The organism is Rhodococcus sp. 06-221-2, from assembly GCF_002258365.1.
In the GTDB taxonomy this organism is placed as follows: domain Bacteria; phylum Actinomycetota; class Actinomycetes; order Mycobacteriales; family Mycobacteriaceae; genus Rhodococcoides; species Rhodococcoides fascians.
Map to the genome: position 1 here is coordinate 513,421 of NZ_NOYJ01000030.1, position 19,643 is coordinate 533,063.

The 19,643-nt window shown below is 61.7% G+C and carries 19 protein-coding genes and 1 pseudogene; 8 read left to right on the plus strand and 12 right to left on the minus strand.

Annotated features, from left to right (window positions below):
* Positions 1 to 247 precede the first annotated feature (247 nt).
* From CH281_RS26955 to CH281_RS18580, 6 genes are all read right to left on the minus strand, one after another.
* On the minus strand, positions 248 to 391 hold the full coding sequence (locus tag CH281_RS26955) for a hypothetical protein (RefSeq protein ID WP_167327674.1): 144 nt from the start codon (positions 389 to 391) through the stop codon (positions 248 to 250).
* Between the two features lie 73 nt (positions 392 to 464).
* Positions 465 to 1,166 carry a cytochrome c oxidase assembly protein gene (locus CH281_RS18560; protein ID WP_167327675.1) on the minus strand — a complete coding sequence of 234 codons (702 nt, stop codon included), beginning with the start codon at positions 1,164 to 1,166 and terminating at the stop codon, positions 465 to 467.
* Positions 1,167 to 1,625: 459 nt separating this feature from the next.
* Entirely contained in the window at positions 1,626 to 3,209 is a 1,584-nt protein-coding gene (locus CH281_RS18565; RefSeq protein WP_205913295.1) for an acetyl-CoA acetyltransferase, read from the minus strand.
* Positions 3,206 to 4,018 carry a crotonase/enoyl-CoA hydratase family protein gene (locus tag CH281_RS18570; protein WP_094695165.1) on the minus strand — a complete coding sequence of 271 codons (813 nt, stop codon included), beginning with the start codon at positions 4,016 to 4,018 and terminating at the stop codon, positions 3,206 to 3,208. Before CH281_RS18570 ends, CH281_RS18565 begins: the two co-directional genes overlap by 4 nt.
* A gap of 94 nt (positions 4,019 to 4,112) precedes the next feature.
* The gene (locus tag CH281_RS18575; protein WP_143544833.1) at positions 4,113 to 5,612 is read right to left on the minus strand and encodes an MFS transporter; all 1,500 of its coding nucleotides are present in this window, start codon (positions 5,610 to 5,612) and stop codon (positions 4,113 to 4,115) included.
* A 214-nt stretch (positions 5,613 to 5,826) separates the two neighbouring features.
* Positions 5,827 to 6,744: a LysR family transcriptional regulator gene (locus tag CH281_RS18580; protein ID WP_179274231.1), complete on the minus strand. Its 918-nt coding sequence runs from the start codon at positions 6,742 to 6,744 to the stop codon at positions 5,827 to 5,829.
* 125 nt (positions 6,745 to 6,869) lie between these two features.
* On the opposite strand from CH281_RS18580, the gene CH281_RS18585 reads away from it, so the two are divergent.
* From CH281_RS18585 to CH281_RS27555, 3 genes and pseudogenes are all read left to right on the plus strand, one after another.
* A complete protein-coding gene (locus CH281_RS18585; protein WP_094695171.1) occupies positions 6,870 to 9,362 on the plus strand; it encodes a CaiB/BaiF CoA transferase family protein in 2,493 nt (830 codons plus the stop codon).
* A 2-nt stretch (positions 9,363 to 9,364) separates the two neighbouring features.
* Positions 9,365 to 10,840, plus strand: coding sequence for an aldehyde dehydrogenase family protein (locus CH281_RS18590; protein ID WP_256983751.1), 1,476 nt, complete (start codon positions 9,365 to 9,367; stop codon positions 10,838 to 10,840).
* A pseudogene (locus CH281_RS27555) lies at positions 10,837 to 11,187 on the plus strand (alcohol dehydrogenase catalytic domain-containing protein); the annotation flags it as partial. The gene CH281_RS18590 and the pseudogene CH281_RS27555, both read left to right, overlap by 4 nt.
* Positions 11,188 to 11,267: 80 nt before the next feature.
* Here CH281_RS27555 and CH281_RS27385 read toward each other — a convergent pair.
* The gene (locus tag CH281_RS27385) at positions 11,268 to 11,450 is read right to left on the minus strand and encodes a hypothetical protein (protein WP_256983753.1); all 183 of its coding nucleotides are present in this window, start codon (positions 11,448 to 11,450) and stop codon (positions 11,268 to 11,270) included.
* Between the two features lie 31 nt (positions 11,451 to 11,481).
* Here CH281_RS27385 and CH281_RS27390 point away from each other — a divergent pair, with 31 nt between their 5' ends.
* The 4 genes from CH281_RS27390 to CH281_RS26960 all read left to right on the plus strand — a co-directional run bounded on the left by CH281_RS27390 (position 11,482) and on the right by CH281_RS26960 (position 14,775).
* The gene (locus tag CH281_RS27390; RefSeq protein WP_256983754.1) at positions 11,482 to 11,934 is read left to right on the plus strand and encodes a zinc-binding dehydrogenase; all 453 of its coding nucleotides are present in this window, start codon (positions 11,482 to 11,484) and stop codon (positions 11,932 to 11,934) included.
* Positions 11,935 to 12,021: 87 nt separating this feature from the next.
* Entirely contained in the window at positions 12,022 to 13,620 is a 1,599-nt protein-coding gene (locus CH281_RS18600; RefSeq protein ID WP_094695173.1) for a flavin-containing monooxygenase, read from the plus strand.
* Between the two features lie 340 nt (positions 13,621 to 13,960).
* Positions 13,961 to 14,551 carry a hypothetical protein gene (locus CH281_RS18605; protein WP_094695175.1) on the plus strand — a complete coding sequence of 197 codons (591 nt, stop codon included), beginning with the start codon at positions 13,961 to 13,963 and terminating at the stop codon, positions 14,549 to 14,551.
* Between the two features lie 68 nt (positions 14,552 to 14,619).
* Positions 14,620 to 14,775: a hypothetical protein gene (locus CH281_RS26960; protein WP_179274232.1), complete on the plus strand. Its 156-nt coding sequence runs from the start codon at positions 14,620 to 14,622 to the stop codon at positions 14,773 to 14,775.
* Here CH281_RS26960 and CH281_RS18610 read toward each other — a convergent pair whose 3' ends face one another.
* Together CH281_RS18610 and CH281_RS18615 are read right to left on the minus strand one after the other, a co-directional pair.
* Positions 14,776 to 15,258 carry a nuclear transport factor 2 family protein gene (locus tag CH281_RS18610; protein ID WP_167326815.1) on the minus strand — a complete coding sequence of 161 codons (483 nt, stop codon included), beginning with the start codon at positions 15,256 to 15,258 and terminating at the stop codon, positions 14,776 to 14,778.
* Positions 15,255 to 16,247, minus strand: coding sequence for an SDR family NAD(P)-dependent oxidoreductase (locus CH281_RS18615; RefSeq protein ID WP_167329529.1), 993 nt, complete (start codon positions 16,245 to 16,247; stop codon positions 15,255 to 15,257). The genes CH281_RS18610 and CH281_RS18615 overlap by 4 nt, the downstream gene beginning before the upstream one ends.
* A 359-nt stretch (positions 16,248 to 16,606) precedes the next feature.
* Between CH281_RS18615 and CH281_RS18620 the strand changes: the two genes are divergently transcribed.
* On the plus strand, positions 16,607 to 17,107 hold the full coding sequence (locus tag CH281_RS18620; protein ID WP_143544834.1) for a hypothetical protein: 501 nt from the start codon (positions 16,607 to 16,609) through the stop codon (positions 17,105 to 17,107).
* 62 nt (positions 17,108 to 17,169) lie between these two features.
* Here CH281_RS18620 and CH281_RS18625 read toward each other — a convergent pair whose 3' ends face one another.
* The 3 genes from CH281_RS18625 to CH281_RS18635 are packed head-to-tail and all read right to left on the minus strand — an operon-like array spanning position 17,170 to position 19,580.
* Complete coding sequence (locus tag CH281_RS18625) at positions 17,170 to 18,000, minus strand: SDR family oxidoreductase (protein ID WP_094695183.1); 831 nt, start codon at positions 17,998 to 18,000, stop codon at positions 17,170 to 17,172.
* Complete coding sequence (locus CH281_RS18630) at positions 17,997 to 18,818, minus strand: enoyl-CoA hydratase/isomerase family protein (RefSeq protein ID WP_094695185.1); 822 nt, start codon at positions 18,816 to 18,818, stop codon at positions 17,997 to 17,999. Before CH281_RS18630 ends, CH281_RS18625 begins: the two co-directional genes overlap by 4 nt.
* Entirely contained in the window at positions 18,819 to 19,580 is a 762-nt protein-coding gene (locus CH281_RS18635) for an SDR family NAD(P)-dependent oxidoreductase (protein ID WP_094695187.1), read from the minus strand. It abuts the gene before it with no gap.
* Positions 19,581 to 19,643: the final 63 nt, after the last annotated feature.

Genomic DNA, 19,643 nt, shown 5'->3' on the forward strand with positions numbered 1-19,643 from the left:
GACCACACCGTTTTCTACGAGCCTGCATGCTCGCGGGCGCAGGGATGGCGATGCTGGATCAACGGACCGATCCGGTGCGTGACTGGGTACACGCAGCTCGTTCTCCGTTCCTCCGGCAATTCCTGGCGCAGCGCACAGCAAGTCTGCAATAGGACGATCGATTGCGCCGTTGCATTGATCACGTCTACCCGAGTGCTGTCGGGCCTAGGAATATCTTCGCAGGTCTCGATTTGTCCGTAGTAGCCGATCAGAACTGAAGAATTGGCTTGATAACGGTATGGCGAATGTCCGCAATCGCGTCGTGGATCTCCTCGAAAGGATAAACCTCGATTACTGTCTCAACCGGCTCACCGGGTGCGATTTCGCCGTCGTGCAAGGCAGCGAGGTCCACCTCGGCGAGCGTGAACGGGGTTTCCTGTTGTGGGAGAGTGCAGCGGGTGTGGTGTCGAACCGCGGGACTTGCTTCAGCTGGGCGAACCCTGTGAGCGTTCTCGGGGTGCGCTGGCTCGCAACAGCAGTGGGATCAAGAATATCCCTTCGACGAGCATCATCAGCACTCCGCCCAGCCGCTGGTCAGTTACCGAACCGAGCACGGAGTTCGAGTGATCATGAACGCCGAGGATCGGTTCGGTACTCAAGATCAAAGCCAGTCCAATGAGACCGGCCGGTAACCCGGCCACATAGATCGATATTCGTTGCAGACGTTGGTCTTCGGGGCGGTCGTCACTCAAAATTCCCGCCCAGAAAATGAGACCGAGGAGCAAAGCCGCCACAGCGAGCCAGGCCGTGTCGCCTGACGCCGACTGCAGCGGGAGATGCCACCACACCATCACTGCGGCGTAACCGAGAGCCGATGGGATTGCCACCATGCGTGTCTGCGCGATTGCTCTCGAGTTGCTCCGCGGTCGGATGACCGAGGCAATCAGTGCCGGTGCTATGACCATTAACATCATCAACTGAATCATCATGGCTGCGTGCGAGGCCTCCGTGGCTGCACGCACAGCAGGCAGCATGGCAATGACAACTACACCGAGGCCACAGCCTAAGGAAAGGGACCCGTCTCTGGTCGTTGTACGACCTCGCTGGACGAACATCCATACCACGATGCCGGCAATGCAGCCGACGGCCAAAAAAACCCATCCAACCACTGAAGGCTGCTGGTTCATTGCCGTGTCCGTGATCAGACTGGGCGAAGTTGTGTGGTGAGAGTGCGCAACGCGCCCTGCATTGGGAACAACCGTGACCTGGTTCAGGGTCACGGATTGTTGAAAATGATTGTCGGCGTATAACTTTCCCAGCCAGATAAGGCCTTTTGCAAGGAGCCATGCCGCGCAGAGTTCGAGAACAGCTAGAAGCGCGAGTCGAACTAGTTTGCCTTTGGACGGGCCTGGACGCTCTCGTCCGTGAGTGTCAGGGACCATGACACATCCTTGCTGTGCGAGTAGAGAACGGTAAGGAACCTCGCGCCGTGGAAGCCCTACCCGCCCGGCGTAACCAGCCGAGCGGGTAAGGAGTTCATGCGGATCGGTTAACTAAAAGATTCTGCGAGCGTGGCGATGTTGGCTACGGCTTGCGCGAGCAGGCCGATACCAGACGATGCGTCGAGGGACGTTCATCGCGTCCGGTCAATTCGCACTGCCGACCTCTATCAGGACGTTACGCCCATCTAATGGCCGTGCACTGAACTCGCTTCCGATCGAAGTGCCGAGCCTGAGAGTCGACGCGATTACTTCATCATCGGAGACAGCAAGAATGCGCGAGCCGTCGCCGAGTCGGCCCACGGCGATCGACACCGAACCGCCGCCTTTCTGCGGTTCCACTGTGTATGTCTCCAGCACTGCCGCAGTCGTGCCGTCGAGCGTGGCCACAGCGACTCGCTCGACCGAGTCGAGCTCGGCCTGGTGCGCGACGTCGGACGTGGCGCAAAACGCTTGCGGCACAGTCGAGTAGATCCCCACGGAGTACTTGCTCAACGTCCCGCCGTTGGCACCGACGAACGCCGGTCCATCGACGCCCGAGCGAACTGCGTTCATCGCTTCGGCGATGGCATGCATGGCGTAGTTGTTTCCCGCCCCACCGAAAAAGGGCAGCCCTCCCGTCAGCGTCAGCCCTCTCGGGTCGTCCAGAGCAAGTCCGAGACCATCGCACATGCTCAGCACGGCAATGGGAAAGCAGCTGTACAGGTCGAAGACGGCGACGTCGTCCACCGCCACACCAGCCCGCTGCAGAGCGATTTCCGACGCTCGCACCGCCGCAGGGCTCCGTGAGAGGTCCGGCCGGTCGAGCAGGTCGAATTCGCGAAGATCGCAGGATCCGTGAAGGTAGACCCGGCGGTCCTCAGGAATGCCTGCGGCATCAGCCGCCCCGACGGATGTCATGACTACTGCAGCGCCCTGATTCACTTGGTCTCGGGCCACCATGTATCGGGGGTACGGGTCGGCGATCAACCGGTTCTTCGCGGTCACGGTGGCGAGCTCGTCGGCCGACCTCTCGACCGGTGCAGCAGCGAACGGGTTACGCGCTGCCACGGAGGTGAACGGCGCGAAAAGCCGACCCATCTGATCTGCGTATGCGCCGACATCCAACCCGATTCGATGTCGTCGCGCGTGCTCGAGCAATGCGTATTGAGAGGGCGCGCCCACCAACCCGTGCCGCATCTCGTACTCGTTCATGAGGCCTTCGAGGCCATATCCTCGGTCCTCGAGATCGCCTTCCACCGATTCATTGAAATCGGGCGAGTCTCCCTTCCCGGCGAACGCCCGCGCCGTGGAGATTGCCTCGGAACCGAAGAGGAGGACGGTCTGCACACGTCCGGCAGCGATCTCTTTGGCGAACTCGTTGACAAGGTGCTGCGGGCCCTGCCCACCTACGACTTCGAGTACGGCCCGCTGCGGGGAAGCATCGAGGCGATTCGCCACCGAGCGAGGGAAGTTGTTCGAACGGCCGAGAGGAGCGGTGCCGAAGTCGGACGAGATCTCGAACTGACGAATACCTGCGACAGTGTCGACTGCCGACGCCGCCAGCCCCGCGTCCGCGAGGGCCCTCTTCGATGCCTCGGCTGCTAGTTCAACGGCCGACCAACGGCGGTAGTCGTCGCGATCCAGTGGGTCGGACACCTGTCCGCATCCGACGAGGATGGGGGTACTGGGGTCTAGATGCACGTGATCCACTGTTCCTCGATCTCGTTCGCCGAGCGAGGTCACTGTCATCGACCGGACCAGACAGGCTCACGCTTCTCGGCAAAAGCGCGCATCCCTTCGCGGGAGTCCTCGCTCCTGGATAAAAGGTGACCCTCTCGACGAGTGCGAGCCCAATCGTCTCGCTCCGCTGGAACGTTCTGGTCGTCGATTCCCACCGCGATCTTCTTCGTAGCTCGGACGGAGAGTGGCGCATTCGCATTGATGACCTCCGCCAAATCGAGTGCGGTGTTCATAAGTTCGCCCGCTGGAGCCAGCGCGTTCACCAATCCGAGCTCATACGCCCGCGCGGCCGAAATCGGTCGACCTGTGAACATCGCTTCCATGGCGATTTTCGTCGGTATCTGTCGAGGCAGCCGGAATGCTCCGCCGGCCCCAGCGAACACACCACGCTTGACCTCCGGAAGGCCGAAGGTAGCTGTTTCCAGCGCAACGACCAGGTCGCTCGCGAGGGCGATCTCGGTTCCGCCCCCAAGAGCGAAGCCGTTAACCGCGGCGATGGTCGGCTTGCTGATCGCGTGCTGCACGTAGCCGGCGAAGCCCCAGCGTGCCAGTCGTTCATCGTTGGTGCTGAGCTCCCCCGCCGCCGCAGCTTTCAGGTCTGCACCGGCGCAGAAGGCCATGTCTCCCGCCCCGGTGAGGATCACGGTCCTCACGCTGGACGTCGCCTCCGCGAACTCCATCGCCTCCCCGATCCCGATGGAGAGGTCGAAGTTGACCGCGTTGCGCACAGCCGGCCTGTTCATCGTGACGATAAGCGTGTGACCTTGCTGCTCTACCAGCACGCAACCGTTGCCCGCGACGTCGATCGTTTGGCTCATCCAAGTCGTCCGTTCTGTAAGAGATTGAAGGTCGACGATCGTCGCCCTTGTGGCCTCGGAAGGCCGCTGCCTTGCTGTGCTCACAGTTCGCAGATCAGGAGGACAGAGGGAGTTCCACAGCACCGCGTCGTCTCGCCAGGAACCCGTGGAGGACCGTCGAGCCGGCGGCGAGGAGCCCGAAGACGAAACAGAGGGCGTAGCTGACGCCGTAGCCACGGTCGTCCGAGAATGGCAACGAATTCGTGTGTGCTGTGAGGATTGCGGCTATCGCGGCGCTTCCGGACGCGGATCCCAACGCGAAGACGAGAGAGTTCACGCCTTGCGCCATCCCGGCACGGTCAGGCGACACCGTCTGAGCCACCATTAGATACATGCCTGTGTTCGACGCGGCTCCTCCAAAGCCGATGATTGCCGAAGCAAGATAAATCTGCCACTGCTCAATGTGCGCAACCGTCAAGACCAAGTACGTCACTGCGGTCAATACGGAGCCGACGAGCAACATGAATCGCGGCCCCCGGCGAGAGGCAAACCGCCCTACGAACAACCCGCCGATCATCACACACATCGCGTAGGGCACGAGGAAGGAGCCGGCCTCGAGGATGCTGGCCGAGAAACCAAACCCGGCCACCTCGCGAGGCAACGAGGCATAGCCTACGAAGAGCAGGAAGAGCGCCCCGACGCTCGCGCCCATCATGAAGCCGGCGATGTTCGGAAGGACGAAGAACGGATTCGAGAAGAGCCTGACATCGACGGTCGGCTCAGGGTGCCGTAACTCCCACACGGCCCAGAGCGGAAGTGCGACGGCGGCGAGTACGAACAGGCCGAGCGTCGTCGGGCTCGACCACCCCCACGTGCTTCCCATACTGAGCGGGAGAAGCAGCGCCAAGCAGAAGCAGGAAAACACCGCTGCACCAACGAGGTCCAACCGACCGCCAGTGTGCTCGCTAATCGAACCAGGCAAGGTAGTCACAAGAGCAATCAAGGCAAGAACCGCGAGACCGAGTACGACCCAGAACGTGACACTCCAGTCGAAATCCTGGAGCATGCCGCCCAGAATAAAGCCAACACCGACGCCGAAGCCTTGACCAGCCACGACAATGCCGAGTGCCGATCCGACGGCTTTCGGCTCGAGGTGGTTGCGCAATATTCCGACAACCGCTGGCATTGTGCCGATGACAAATCCCTGCAGCGCCCGTCCGCCAAGAAACATCGCCAAGCTCGTCGACACCGCACACAACAGTGTGCCCACGCACAACAAGCCGAACGCGGCCACAAGGAGCTTGCGATAACCAATCGCATCGCCCAGCCGGCCCATAACAGGAGTGACTACGCCGCCCATCAGCGGTGAGATTATGGCGATCCACGCTGTGGCCGCGCCTGAGGCACCGAAGGACTCGGACATCTTCGGGATCAGTGGTATTGCGGCAGTGGCACTGATCGCGACGAGGGTCTCACTGAATGCGAGGGTGACGATCATCGCGATGACGGATCGAGGTAGGCCGGTGGTTGATGACGATCGCGCAGCGTGTTCGACGACGTTCGGTTTGCGATCGCTGCCTGATCCGTCCCGATAGATGGTGTCGTCCAGAGCCATGGTCAATCTCCTATAGGCAGTGCGCACGAAAGCGCGAGATGGCCCGCACCGGGCGACGGTCAACAGCTCGTTCGTCAGACCGTTGTTGTGATCCACGTCGCACCTTCGGGGCTTTCAATCTGGCACAACCCCGAACCCTGCGTCTATTGCGCAATTCCACATTTCATCGTTGCACTTTGGGCAATGCTCGACGCCGATCGAGAGCGCGGTCGCCTCAGAGGGATTCGGGTCCGTTGCGCCAGCGCTCACGGGCCATGTCCACGAGGCTGAGCAGGACGCGATCGGTTGCTATTGCAGCCGTTCGCCATACGAGGCCGACCGCGAAATGAATTGAGGGCTCGTGAAGTGGCCGAAGCGTGAACGCCACATCGTCGAAAACGCGGCTGGTGCCGCCCATTGCAAGATCGAGACTGAGAGTGACGTCGTCGGAGTGTCTGATGTGGTTGGCGATGCTCATCATGTCGGTGTCCTCGAGGTGTCGAATAGAGCCAACCTCGCGACGTAAACGCTCGGACAGGCCATTGACGGCCGCGGGCTGAGAGCGCGGCGACGCGATCGCGACGGTCCTGTCACGGAGATGTTCGAGCATGAGGTGTTCATTGGCTGCCAACGGGTCGTCCGACTTCATGGCCACAGAGAACGACAACCTCGCCGTCTCGAGCACAGATACCTCCGGGATGACTACCGGGAGATAGACCATTGCGAGGTCGAGCTCACCTTGCTCGACCGACGAAACCAGCTTGGCCGAGGGGTGCGAGACCACGTCGACTGCGCGCGGCGCGGCCACACGCTTTACCAACTCGAGAAACTCGTCGAAGTAGGCGGGCGGCAGATGGAAGGAGCCTCCGACTCGAACGACCCGAGCACGGTCGGTCGCCGTCGACTGACCGATCAGCGTGATGTCCGCAATGTCGGCGAGGACTGCTCGCGCTCTCGGAGCAAGTGCGACGCCTGCTGGGGTCAGCACGACTTCGTGGTGTTTGCGCACGAAAAGGTCGACTCCCAGCTCCCGTTCCAGCTCCTTCACCGCCCGGCTGACGGGCGAGGGCGTGAGGTGAAGTCGTGCTGCCGCGTGGCCGAAGTGCAGCTCCCGCGCCACTGCATCGAAGCAGCGCAGATGATGGATGTCCATGCGGCAAGTGTGCACCCACGTTGCGCAGCGGAGCATGTTGACGTGCGAAAGATGGCTCTGGCCATCGCCATCGAGACACTCCAGAGTGAAGGGCGTCACATTCTTTTCGAGCGCCTGGAGCATGTATGCCGAGATCGTCGACCGCCAGCGAACTACCTCTGGATGGGGTTCGAGTTCTCGATATGTGCTCGGGTGTGGGTGCCTCTGTCTCGCGGTTCCTCGGCGAGTTGGGGGCAGACGTGATCAAAGTGCATGACCTTTCGACGGTGAACAACCGGAAGACCACCGAGGAGCCTGCTGGCTTGTTCGCTCGCGACAGCGGTAAGCGGTCCGTCGCGCTCGATCTCACGGTCGAGCCCGACCAGAAAGCGTTCTGGAACCTCGCAGGGACCTGCCAGATCATCATCGAGGACTCCTGCCCTACCGACCATCACCGGCAATCCGTCCCCCCTTCACAGCTTCATGATCGCCTCCCACAAGCAGTAGTTGCTTCGGTGACGGGATTCGGCCAAACCGGTCCGTATCGCGATTGGATCCCCTCGGACGCGGTACTGACCGCCATGTCCAGCGAGTTGTCCAGGTCGGGCCTCCCGGGGAGGCAGCCGCTCCTGCCGCCTTCGCATATTGCCGTGGAGTCAGCAGCGTCTCAGGCTGCGTGGGCGGTCCTCGTCGCCTACCTGAGCCGTGTTGAGACAGGTGCCGGGGGCCGTGTGGATGTCTCGCTGTTCGAGACCCTGGTTCAGACATTGGACCCGGGTTGGGGGATGGGTGGGTCGGCAACCGGGGGGATCCCCGCCGCAGACGGCCCCCGCGATCGCCCCGATGCCCGACATCTGTACCCGGTATTTGCGTGCGCCGACGGTTTTGTACGCATCTGCATGCTTGCTCCACGCCAATGGATGGGCATGTTCGAGTGGCTTGGCCGGCCCGACGAGCTGAGTGCCCCGGAGCTGAAGTCCATGCCGCGGCGCTTCGCGGCGGCCCCGATCATCTACCCCGTGATTCAACAACTGTTCGCCACTCTCCAACGTTCGGAGATCGTGACCGCTGCACAGACCTACGGCGTCCCAGCAGCCGCAATTCTCGATGCAAGCGAAGTCCTGTCATGCGACCAATTTATAGAGCGTGATGCTTTCGTGCGCACCACAACCCCCAACGGTGAGGCTGTAATCCCTAACGGGATGGTCGTCATCGACGGACATCGTGCTGGAGTCCGACGCCCTGCACCCGGCCTGGACGAGCATCACGACGAGATCTTGGCGGAGGCCGACGCGCTCAGCGAGCTAGCCGATATCGAAGCCACTCGGATCCCGCTTTCCACCGCGAGACAGTCCAAGCATCGTCCCCTCTCGGGTCTTCGTGTGCTCGATCTGGGTGTAATCGTCATGGGTGCCGAATTGGGCCGGCTGTTCGCCGATCTGGGAGCCGACGTCATCAAAGTGGAGAACAGCGCTTTCCCGGACGGGGCGCGCCAGAGCCAAGGGGCGGGCCCGATCACGGCTGGATTTGCGTGGGGGCATCGCAACAAGCGAAGCCTCGGCTTGAATCTGCGCTCCCCCGAGGGAATCCAGCTCTTCAAGCAGCTCGCGCGGAAGTCCGACGTGATTTTCTCGAACTTCAAGCCCGGAACGATGGAGTCTCTAGGACTTGGATGGGACGTACTCAGCGCTGTCAACCCACGATTGATCGTCGCCGACAGTTCCGCATACGGCCCGACGGGGCCGTGGAGCAGACGAATGGGATACGGCCCACTTGTCCGGTCCGAGACCGGACTCACGTCTTTGTGGCGCTACCCCGAATCCGCAGACGACTTCAGCGACGCCGCTACGATCTATCCCGACCACGCCGCAGCTCGCGTTGCTGCAAGTGCCGTGCTGGCGCTTCTGCTACGCCGGAAGCGCTCAGGGCGAGGAGGAACCGTCAGCGTTGCGCAGGCGGAAGTGATCTTGAATCACCTGGGTCCGGAGTACGCGCTGGAATCGATGCGTCCGGGCTCTCTCACCGCAACGGCTGGTCAGCTCCGGGGTGACGCGCCGCGCGGGGTCTTCCCCTCCCTGGGCGATGACGACTGGATCGTGATCGACGTCACCGGAACCGACGCGTTCCGTCGGTTGACCCGGGTCATCGGGCGTGCTCAGTGGGCAAGCGACCCCCGGTTCGAAACCGCGGCCGGCCGCGACGCGAACCGTGATCACATCACCGAGGTCGTTGCCGCCTGGACTCGGACCTTAACGCCCGGAGCGGCGGCCGATCTTCTTCAGTCCGCGGGCGTTGCTGCCGGAATGATGCTCAGAGTCCCTGAACTGCTCGACGACCCCCATCTTATCGACCGGGCCTTCTTTCGGTCGATGCATCACCCGTTGCTGTCGCAGGCGTTGCCCACTGAGAACCTGCCTGCGATCTTCACCGCCGTGGCCGACGCCCCGCAACGACCAGCGCCCCTCGCCGGCGAACATACGTACGAGGTGCTCGGTTCCGTGCTCGAGCTCGACCGCTCGTCGATCGACGACCTCGTATCCCGAGGAGTGGTCGAGACGACGCCGCTGCACCCAGCTCCTCCGCAAGACCAACTCATCGCCAGTTCTCACCCGCACGACGAGAGGCTCGACCCTTCATGACCATGACAACTTCACCCCGTGAACAGACCGTTGTCGATCTGCGACCTCTGTTCGACGCGCAGCGCTCCGCGCACCTTCGCGAGGGACCGCCACCTGTCGAGGTGCGGATCGATCGGCTCAACCGGTTACTAGCCGCAGTGCTCGGTTCCTCCGACGAGCTCGCAGAGGCAATGTCGTCCGACTTCGGTCACCGCCCTGAAGCGTTCAGCCTCAGCGCCGACATTGTTGGCGCTATCGATCACATCACCCACCTGAAGGAAAACGTCGAGACCTGGATGAAACCGGTCTCGATTGCGGGATCGACCGAAGCAGGGATCCCCACCGAGATCGATACGGTGCCGCTGGGCGTCGTGGGTGTTGTCGGCCCATGGAACTTTCCTGTCAGCCTCGTGGTGCATCCCGCGGCTGAAGCCATCGCTGCCGGAAACCGCGTAATGATCAAGTTCTCCGATGTCGGCCCTCGGGCGGGTGCCGTGCTGTCCGAGGCTGTCGCGAAATACTTCGATTCCTCCGAGCTCGTCGTCGTCAACGGGGGCTTGGAAGTCGCAGCAGCCTTCTCGTCCCTTCCCTTCAATCATCTATTTTTCACCGGCTCGCCCGCAGTCGGCCGGATCTTGCAGCGCGCCGCGGCCGAGAACCTCACACCGGTCACCCTCGAACTGGGGGGCAAAAATCCTGCCGTCATCGCTGAGGATGCGAACATCGAAGAAGCCGCCCGACGCATCGCTGGATCTCGAATGTCCAACGGCGGTCAAGTCTGCCTGTGCCCCGACTACGTCTTTGTCCAGGAGAGTCAGGTGGATGAGCTCGTTACTGCGCTGACGTCCAATTTCGTCTCGGCGTACCCGGATTACTCCACCAACGCCAGCGTCACCTCGATCGTCAACGACCGCAACTTTCGACGGGTGAACGGTCTCGTCGCCGACGCCGTCGCGAAGGGTGCCCGGGCGATCGAGGCCGTACCGGAGGACCAGCGCGCGCTGCTCCCGGACCCTGGTGCTCGTCGAATTGCACCGACCATCTTGCTCGACGTGACCGACGAGATGGATGTGGCGCGCGAGGAAGTTTTCGGACCAGTCTTGACCGTGTTGACGTACTCGTCCATCGAAGACGTCATCGACTACATCGCATCGCGGCCGTCTCCGCTCGTCGCATATTGGTACGGCGACCGTACTCAGTCCTTCGGAGAATTTCGAAGAAGGACCATTTCTGGTGGCATCAGTCTCAACGACTTCGCCGTACACGCAATGCTGCCGGACGTTCCGTTCGGCGGGGTAGGACAAAGCGGCATGGGGAGCTACCACGGAAAGGCCGGCTTCGACACGTTCAGCCACCACCGGGCTGTTGCCTCGTCAGAGATTCCCGGCGGTGTCGTCGGAATGATCGGACCGTCCTCCATGACGGAGGAATCGGCAGCGAACATCCGAAGTCGCATTGCCCAAGCTCATTCCGATGTCCTGCGAGAGATCGGCCGATGAACTGTCTGAAGACCGAGGCCGCACTGAGTTTCGACACCGAGTCGGCTTTTCGGATCGATGAAGTTGAACTCAGCCTCCCGCAAGACGACGAGATTCTCGTCGAGATGAAAGCTGTGGGCATATGTCACACCGACCTCGTGGCGCGCGCCATGAGCCCAGTTGGCACCCCGGCCGTCCTCGGTCACGAAGGAGCGGGCGTGGTAAAGGCGGTGGGAGCGGATGTACACGACGTACACGTCGGTGACTCCGTACTGATCAGTTTCGCGTCATGCGGGCACTGCGAACCGTGCGCGACGGGGAGCCCCGCCTATTGCATGAAATTTGCCGAGGGCAATGTCTCCGGACGGCGCCTGAACGGATCCGCAACCCTACGACATGGCACAGAAATCGTGTTCGGCTCGTTCTTCGGACAGTCGAGTTTCGCCCGTCATGCCGTCACCGCACGCCGTAACGCGGTCGTCGTCGCGCCGGGATCGAACTTGGTGGAGATGGCGTCGTTCGGGTGCGGCGTCCAGACGGGTGCCGGTGCGATGCTCGACATTCTCAGGCCCGGTCCGACGTCACGCGTGATCGTGTACGGCCTGGGAGGCGTTGGTATGGCGGCCGTCATGGCCGCCTCCTATCTCGGTGCCCGACAAATCGTGGGCGTCGACATGTCGCCTTCACGACTGGATACCGCGCTCGAGGTCGGTGCGACCCACGTGCTCGACGGCGGTGATTCCGAGATCGCGAAGGCTGTTGACGAGCTGACAGACGGCGGACCGACCCACGCCTTCGACACGACTGGAAACCCCGCGGTCATCCGCGGCGCAGCCCGGTCGTTACGCCGAGGAGGCACACTCGTCGTCGTCGGGACCGGGCCGGCCGATGCCAGCGTAGACGTGCAGGATCTCATCGCCGGTGGCAAGACTGTGCGTGGCTGCATCGAAGGCGATGCCAACCCCCAAGTGATGATTCCCAGGCTGGTTCGCCTTCATCAGGAAGGCCACTTACCGATGCATCACATCGTGGATACCTTCGACTTCGAGAACATCAACGACGCGGTTTCGAGCGCCAGAAGTGGAGCTTCGATCAAGCCGGTGCTGACGTTTTGAAGAGCCAGTGACGAAGCGTGCAGTCGTCGACGACTTATTTTCACATTCCAGGAAAACTTTCGATCACCAACGTGAAGGACAAGTCTGATGAACCGAGAGCAAACTCTCGACGTTGCTATCGTAGGTGCAGGATTCGCCGGCCTGTACATGCTTTACAAAGCACGTGAACAGGGAATGAACGCCAAAGTCTTCGAACGCGGCGACGGAGTCGGTGGCACGTGGTATTGGAACCGGTATCCCGGCGCGAGGTGCGATGTCGAAAGTTTCTACTACTCCTACTCTTTCTCTCCCGAGTTGGATCAGGAATGGAACTGGACCGAGCGCTACCCTACTCAACCCGAGATCCTTGCCTACCTGAACCATGTTGCAGATCGATTCGATTTGCGCGAAGACATCTGCCTCGAAACCGAGATCGTCTCCGCACATTACGACGACAGTTCGACGTTGTGGAATCTGACATCGGCCCGGGGCCACGAATTCACAACCAAATTCTTCGTGATGGCGTCGGGCAACCTGTCGACCGCCCAGATCCCCAGTTTTCCCGGACTGAACGACTTCACAGGCGAGACATACCACACGGGGAACTGGCCGGAAAACGATGTCGACTTCCGAGGAAAATCTGTCGCAATAATCGGAACCGGCTCATCCGGAATACAGGTCATACCCGAGATCGCACAACAAGCCGAGCACGTCACAGTTCTCCAGCGGACTCCGTCGTTCAGCATGCCCGCTCGCAACACTCCCTTGACCGACGGCGAGATATCCGAAGTCAAAAAAAATTACGCCTCGCTTCGCTTGACCAGCAGGAATTCGGCAGCCGGAGCACCCTATCCTCCGAGCACGGACAGCGCGTTCGACGTGAGCGACGAGGAGAGGACTGCTCGATTCGAGCAGTACTGGTCGATGGGAGGTGCACGAATAATGAACGCATTCGCGGACCTGATGACGTCACAGAAAGCCAATGACACGGTAGCGGAATTCGTTCGCAGCAAGATATCGGAGTCGGTGGCGGACAAGGATCGAGCAAAGATTCTCACACCGGAAGGATTTGCGCTGGGCTCGAAGAGAGTGTGCGTCGACACCAACTATTACGAGACCTTCAACCGGGACAACGTCGACATCATCGACGTTTCTGCCTCACCGATCGAAAGAATCACCGCTGACGGTATCGCGACGGCAAGAGCCCGAGTCGAGGTCGACGCCATCGTTTTTGCCACTGGGTACGACGCAATGACCGGTGCCCTTCTTGCCGTCGACATCCGCGGGAAGGGCGGCACGTCCCTCCGGGATCAATGGAGCGAAGGCCCCAAGACGTATCTGGGAGTAGCAGTCAGCGGATTCCCGAACATGTTCATCGTCACCGGCCCGCAGAGCCCGTCGGTGCTCGGCAACGTGGTTGTCTCGATCGAGCAGCACGTGGAATTCATTGCGGACCACATCAAGTTCATGGACGACAAGGGATACATTACGTCGCAGCCGGAATTCGACGCCCAAGAAGAATGGGTACGTCACGTGGCAGAAGTCGGCGAGACGACACTTTTCTCGACTGGGGCATCGTGGTACGTAGGCGCGAACATACCGGGAAAGCCCCGTGTTTTCATGCCCTATATCGGTGGCGTCGGAAATTTCAGGGCCATGTGCGATGAGATTGCCGCAGAGGGCTACCGAGGATTTTCCTTCTCCTAGCGCACAGCGCTGGGCACCGTGCCTGCATTCTTTCTACCGGCCTACTACTTCCGGCTAATGTTGGAGGGAAGTCGACGATGGCGTGTTGCTTGTTCGTCAAGACCCTTTTCACCTTACTGAACACGCGAATGAACCGTAAGGGACAACCGTCGTTCAACGACATCGTGATCGGCGCCGAGCGTCGTCGCGCACGGAAAGCGTCCGAAGCCTGAGAAGAACCACCCAGCCGGACAACTCGGTCCGAGCTGATTCGAGCCGACGAGGAGTCGAAGCCCGTGAACAGAAAACACGACGGCGAACGCATGGGCCGCTGAGACTTGCAGTCGGCGCTCTGGGCGGTGTGGCCACCATCGCTGCGACAAACTCCGACGCGGTCGCATCGGACGGCGGTATGAGTGGTCACCACCACCCCAGCAGATCGTCGATGGACGTGGCGGCCCATACCTCCAGCGCCGGTCCATCGGCGGGCACGTGGGCGCTGCTGGCGATAGCATGCGTGGCCGGTGCGGCGTTGTGGATGGCGCGAAAGCGCCTGTCCACGCGATTCTCTCAGGTCTCGGTCGACGCAGCACTGGTGGTCGCAGCGGTGTCGGCGGTTGTCGTTGCGCTCCTGCCGTCGGTTCGCAGCGCTGCCGAGATATCGCACCTTGCCATGATGACGCAATTGATGATCCTCGTCATGATCGCTCCGGCACTGGCATCCGGCTTTCTCCGGCGATGGATCAAATTGTCCACGAGGGTTGTTCGACTCGCGGCTGTACCTGCCGCCCTCGGCTACGTGTTCGTCATGTACCTCTGGCACCTGCCGATCGTCACCGTTGCCGGAACGTCGGCCGCCGTGTTGTCCGCGGCAGCGCTGCTGGTCGGTCTGTGTCTGGGTGCTCGATTCTGTCCGACGAACGCCCCGATATCGAGAAAACCCGGCGGCTGACTATCTATGTCGCCGGCATCCCGGCCGGCCTTCTCGGACTTGCCCTCATCATCGCCACGGAGCCCATCATGGCGGGGCACATGCACGGAACCAGCGGTCTGGGGGCGATCGTCGACCAACGAGCCGGCGGAGTTGTCATGATGCTGGTCGAGGCAGTGTTCTTGATTCCAGTCCTGTTGTCTGAGAACACAACTCGAATATCTGCGAGCGATCGCGTCGCGTGATCACTCAGCGTCGGGAACGGTGGGTCCGCCGACGAAACCATCTTTCAGCGTGACCGCATGCCGCCGCTGTATCCGCCAGTAACCAGCAGTGAACACGAACTCGTCCTCGTAACGACCTACCGCGGCGACCCGGTTCTGCCCTCCATCCACGCGGAAGACGAACCAGTCGGAGGACGCTGTCGCCGTTCCCTCGTCGAGGTCGACATCGATGAGGGAATTGGTGGTGATCTGCTTCATCACCCATCCGGCGTGCGAGGCACGGATGTACTTCTCCAGGCCTTCGGTTCCCTCTGCACGCAGCCCCTCGGGACCGGTGAACTGCCCGTCTGTGGCGAAGACACCCGCCCATTCGCTGTAACGTCGCGCCGAGACGAACTGACTGTAGCGCGCCATGACTCGTTGTATTTCCTGCACCGCCACGAGCGTCTGGAGCTGCGAAGGCAGGGTCTGTGCATCCGTGGAATGAGAGTCGGTGCCCGTCACGATTTCACCCCTCCGGCAGTTCCCGCAGATCGCGGAGCGAAGGCAGCGATGAGTTGACGCTCGTCCGGGCTGGACGTCGGCTCGCCGAACTCGGTGCGATCCCGGATCGCCTTCAGGTTGTCGATGACGTCCTGAGCTCCGTAGGAAGATGGATCGCTGGGGTACCACCCGCGCGTCACGGCGGTGAACACCTCCGCGATCCGTCCGTAGCCGATCGAATAGACGGAGCCGGTCCCCGTCCATTTGTCACTGCTCAACGCGACTACGAGCGGTGCCACCTCGTCTGTCGTCAGTGGCGGAGGTCCCTCCACCGAATCGGTGGTCGCATTCTGACCCGTCGTCGATCCGGAAAGGCCGACGATTGCCCCGTGTGCGGCTTGCGACCTTGGTGTACGCGCCATCGGCATGACCGTGTTGGCGATGACGCCGAATTCGTGGCCTTCCAATGCCACGGCGCGAGCCAGCCCCAAGACCCCAGCTTTTGCGGTCGCGTAGTTACTCAGACCGGTGCCGCCGAAGGCTGCGGTATTCGAGCTCACGAAGATCACCCGGCCGAAGTTTCGTTCCTTCATATGACCGAATGCGGCTTGAGTGACAAAGTAAGAACCGACCAGGTGGGTGTCGAGGACTGCGCGTAGGTCGTCCTCGGACATAACTGCGAACGGCGATGGCCGACGATTACCTGCGTTGTTGACCAGAATGTCGACCGATCCGAACGTGTCCAGAGCTTGCTGAACCACGGCGCGCGCACCGTCGACCGTGGCAACCGACTCGTAGGAGGCCACGGCGCGGCCGCCCGATCTCCGAATCTCCTCCACGACCTCGTCTGCCGGCGCGCGGTCAGCGCCCTCATCGGTCGTGCTCGCCCCCAGGTCGTTGACGACCACGGCCGCGCCGCGCTCAGCGAGGGCAAGTGCATATGCTCTGCCGAGGCCGTTACCGGCACCAGTCACCACTGCTGTCCGATGGTTCATCACGATGTCGGTCACTGACCCGCCTTTCATCGTTGCTCGTCTCTCAGAGGTGGGGCCGTGAACGCGACGCGCAACCTCCAGGGCACCGCAGAGCAACAGTCAAATTATAATTAAGTATGCTTAACTGTTTAAATCTTGACAGAGGTCGCCGCCTGAGTCAACAGTCGGCGGCGGCAGGACCACCCACGTCCACTGCATAATTTTGAGAGTCGGCCACCCGGCCAATGGCGAATTCCATGGTACGCGGTTCTACCTGGTTCCAGTAAATCAGTGTACTGTTTACAGTAACTTCTACCGCTTGCCAGCCTCCGTCGTAGTACAAGCCAGGAAGAAACCCGATGACTACAGACAAGAGGAATCGTATGCGGAGAATCGTGACGGCGTCCGACACCGAGGGCAAGTCCTACGTCGTGAGTGACGGAATGCCCCCTCGTGCGTTTCATTTCACAACAGCGGATGGACAGCATTCGCGTGAACGCGTTGACAATGTTCCAGATCTTGGACCATCCTCAGGCTTGGTGGCAGAGCTTTGGAGCAACACACCCGGAGCTACAGTCGACGGTTCGATCGATCCGGTTTCGGGCGACGAGCCGTTCAAGCCAAACGTGAAACCTGGTCAGGTCGTGTTGAGACAGGTCAGCTACGGCCCCGGGTATCGAAGCCCGATGCACCGCACGAGTTCTCTGGATTTCAACGTCGTGGTTGCGGGGAGTGTGACGTTGATCCTCAGCTCCGGACCGGGAATTGCCATGGAGCCGGGCGATTCTGTCGTGATTCCAGCGACCGAACATGCGTGGCTCGCCGGGCCGGACGGATGCACGGTCAGTGTGGTGAATGTCGGAATGGTGTCGGAATTCGCCAGCAATTGGGACTGACGAGAACGAAAAAGACCACCGGGGCCCGTCGTGAACCGACACGACGGGCCCCGACGCATCGATCAGCGAGGATCGACGAAGATGTCGAGGGAGATGGGCTCGACCCCGCCGTAGATACTCAGGTCCGAGACCCCCGCTTCCGTGAGAACGTCCACGTCGATCAGCGTCTGTCCCGACAGTTCGCCCTTCTTGCGTCCGAGAACGGCGACGGCAGCGTCGGCCATGATCTGGGGTGAGCGTGAGTGCGCGACGCCTTCCTTTCCTCCCAGCAGGTTCTCGACAGCTGCGGTGGCGATGGTGCTTTCGGGCCACAGGCAATTGCAGGAGATCTGCTCGTCGGCGTACTCGGCCGCGACGCCCAATGCCGCCAGGGTCATGCCGTACTTCGCCAACATGTACCCCGGGTGCTTACCGAGCCATTCTGTCGACATATTGAGGGGCGGAGACAACGTCAGCACGTGTGGATTCTCAGACTCGAGCAACTGAGGCAGACATGCTCGGGTGAGAGCGAACGTGCCTCTGACGTTCACCTGCTGCATGAGATCGAACCGCTTCAACGGTAGCTCGGTCGTCCTCGACAGGTTCAGAACACTGGCGTTGTTCACGACCATGTCGATGCCGCCGAACGTCTGCGCTGCGGTTGCCGCGGCACGCTCGATGTCCTCCTCGTTACGAACATCGCCCACAACCGCAACGGCATGTCCGCCGGCCGCGACGATCTCGTCGACCGCGGTGTGAACAGTGCCGGGAAGCCTGGGGTCGGGAGTGTCGGTCTTGGCGAGCAAAACCAGGTTTCCGCCTCGTTTGCCGATTTCGAGTGCGATCGCGAGGCCGATTCCGCGACTGCCGCCCGACATCACTGCCGTTCTCCCTGCAAAGCTATTTGTCGTCATACTGGCTGCTTTCGGTCCGTTGACTCATCGGTCGTCGTCGAGAACTGTGCCGGTCGACGTTCCAAGAATGCGGCTACGCCTTCTCGTCCGTCGTACCCACCTGCTGCCTTACGAATTGCGCGCGCCTCCGCGCCGAGGTGGTCCACGAACGACGAAGTGAGACCTTCGTGGACGAGAGCTCGGGTGGCGCGAACAGCAGATGCGGAACTCGCTGCGATCAGTGCCGCCAACTCCGCGACCACGTCCGCACTGGCGCCGTCGTCGACGACTCGGCTCACCGCGCCGAGCGTATGAGCCTCGTCCGCACCCAGTGCACGTCGAGTCAAGAACAGATCCAGGGCAACCGATCGACCTACTGCGCGAGGGAGGGACCACGACATTCCGCCGTCGGGGGTCAGGCCGACTGCCCCGTATGCCGTGCGGAACTTCGCGGATCTTTCCGCGATCAAGATGTCGCCGAACAATGCAAGGCTCATTCCGGCACCCGCGGACCACCCCTGCACCCCGACGATGATCGGTACACCCAATGAAGCCAGTGCCTCGAGGCACTCGTGGAGCCGAATCGCCAGAGTCCCGACGTGGTCGTCGGGTGACGTCGCCGAGGCAAATCCCGCCAGATCTCCGCCGAGGCAGAAGTTCTTCCCCCGGGCGGTAATCGTGATGCAGGACGTCGAAGGACCGATGTCCCGAACAGCATCCGCCAACTCGTCGACGAAGTCGAAGTCGATGGTGTTGCCACCGTTCGGGTCGACGAGTTCGATGGTAGAGATGCTGCCTGTCGGCCCGTCGGTCACATCGAGTCGAACCTTGGTGGTCATCTATTTCGGTCCCATCCGAATAGCTCCGTCGAGGCGGATGGTTTCGCCGTTCAGCATGGGGTTGTCGATGATGTGCGAGACCAGCGCCGCGTACTCGGCCGCTTTTCCGAGCCGCGACGGGTGTGGCACCTGCTGCCCGAGCGACTTCTGTGCTTCCTCGGGAAGTGTTGCCATCATGGGAGTTTCGAAGATTCCCGGTGCGATGGTCACGACCCGGATCTGGTGGCGTGCGAGCTCGCGAGCGACCGGGAGCGTTAGCGCGGCAACGGCGCCCTTGGACGCGGCGTACGCGGGCTGCCCGATCTGCCCGTCGAATGCTGCGACGGAGGCGGTGTCGACGATGACGCCGCGCTCCTCGCCGATGGGGTCTGCTTCGAGCATCTTCTGTGCGCCGAGGCGGATGAGATTGAACGTTCCGAAGAGGTTGATGCGCACCACACGTTCGAAGTCTTCGAGCGGCAGCGGCCCGCTTCGGCCCAGCACTTTGCCGGGGGTTGCGACGCCGGCGCAGTTGACGACCACCCGCACCGGTCCCAGCAAACCAGCCACCTCGAGGGCTTCGGCGACCTCGTCGCCGGAGGTGACGTCGGTCGGCACGAAACGAGCCGTGTCGCCGATGCGCAGAGCCGCGGCGGCGCCGTCGGAGCTGGGGAGGTCGAGGAGCACAACTCGCGCCCCGCGCTGCGCCAGTGCGATGGCGGTGGCGTTACCCAGTCCGGATGCACCGCCCGTGATCACTGCTACTGCACCGTTGATTTCCATGTCGGGTCCTTACGTCGCGTGTGGGAGCATGTCGCGTGTGGGAGCGCTCAGTTCGGCTGTGAT

Coding starts and splice junctions, on each gene's coding strand:
- CH281_RS18590 (WP_256983751.1), top strand. CDS start 9,365: ATGACAACTTCACCCCGTGAACAGACCGTTGTCGATCTGCGACCTCTG.
- CH281_RS18585 (WP_094695171.1), top strand. CDS start 6,870: ATGCCGAGATCGTCGACCGCCAGCGAACTACCTCTGGATGGGGTTCGA.
- CH281_RS18635 (WP_094695187.1), bottom strand. CDS start 19,580: ATGGAAATCAACGGTGCAGTAGCAGTGATCACGGGCGGTGCATCCGGA.
- CH281_RS18575 (WP_143544833.1), bottom strand. CDS start 5,612: ATGGCTCTGGACGACACCATCTATCGGGACGGATCAGGCAGCGATCGC.
- CH281_RS18580 (WP_179274231.1), bottom strand. CDS start 6,744: ATGGACATCCATCATCTGCGCTGCTTCGATGCAGTGGCGCGGGAGCTG.
- CH281_RS26960 (WP_179274232.1), top strand. CDS start 14,620: ATGGCGGGGCACATGCACGGAACCAGCGGTCTGGGGGCGATCGTCGAC.
- CH281_RS18560 (WP_167327675.1), bottom strand. CDS start 1,166: ATGAACCAGCAGCCTTCAGTGGTTGGATGGGTTTTTTTGGCCGTCGGC.
- CH281_RS18625 (WP_094695183.1), bottom strand. CDS start 18,000: ATGACGACAAATAGCTTTGCAGGGAGAACGGCAGTGATGTCGGGCGGC.
- CH281_RS18600 (WP_094695173.1), top strand. CDS start 12,022: ATGAACCGAGAGCAAACTCTCGACGTTGCTATCGTAGGTGCAGGATTC.
- CH281_RS27385 (WP_256983753.1), bottom strand. CDS start 11,450: ATGACGGCCGCCATACCAACGCCTCCCAGGCCGTACACGATCACGCGT.
- CH281_RS18630 (WP_094695185.1), bottom strand. CDS start 18,818: ATGACCACCAAGGTTCGACTCGATGTGACCGACGGGCCGACAGGCAGC.
- CH281_RS18565 (WP_205913295.1), bottom strand. CDS start 3,209: ATGACAGTGACCTCGCTCGGCGAACGAGATCGAGGAACAGTGGATCAC.
- CH281_RS18570 (WP_094695165.1), bottom strand. CDS start 4,018: ATGAGCCAAACGATCGACGTCGCGGGCAACGGTTGCGTGCTGGTAGAG.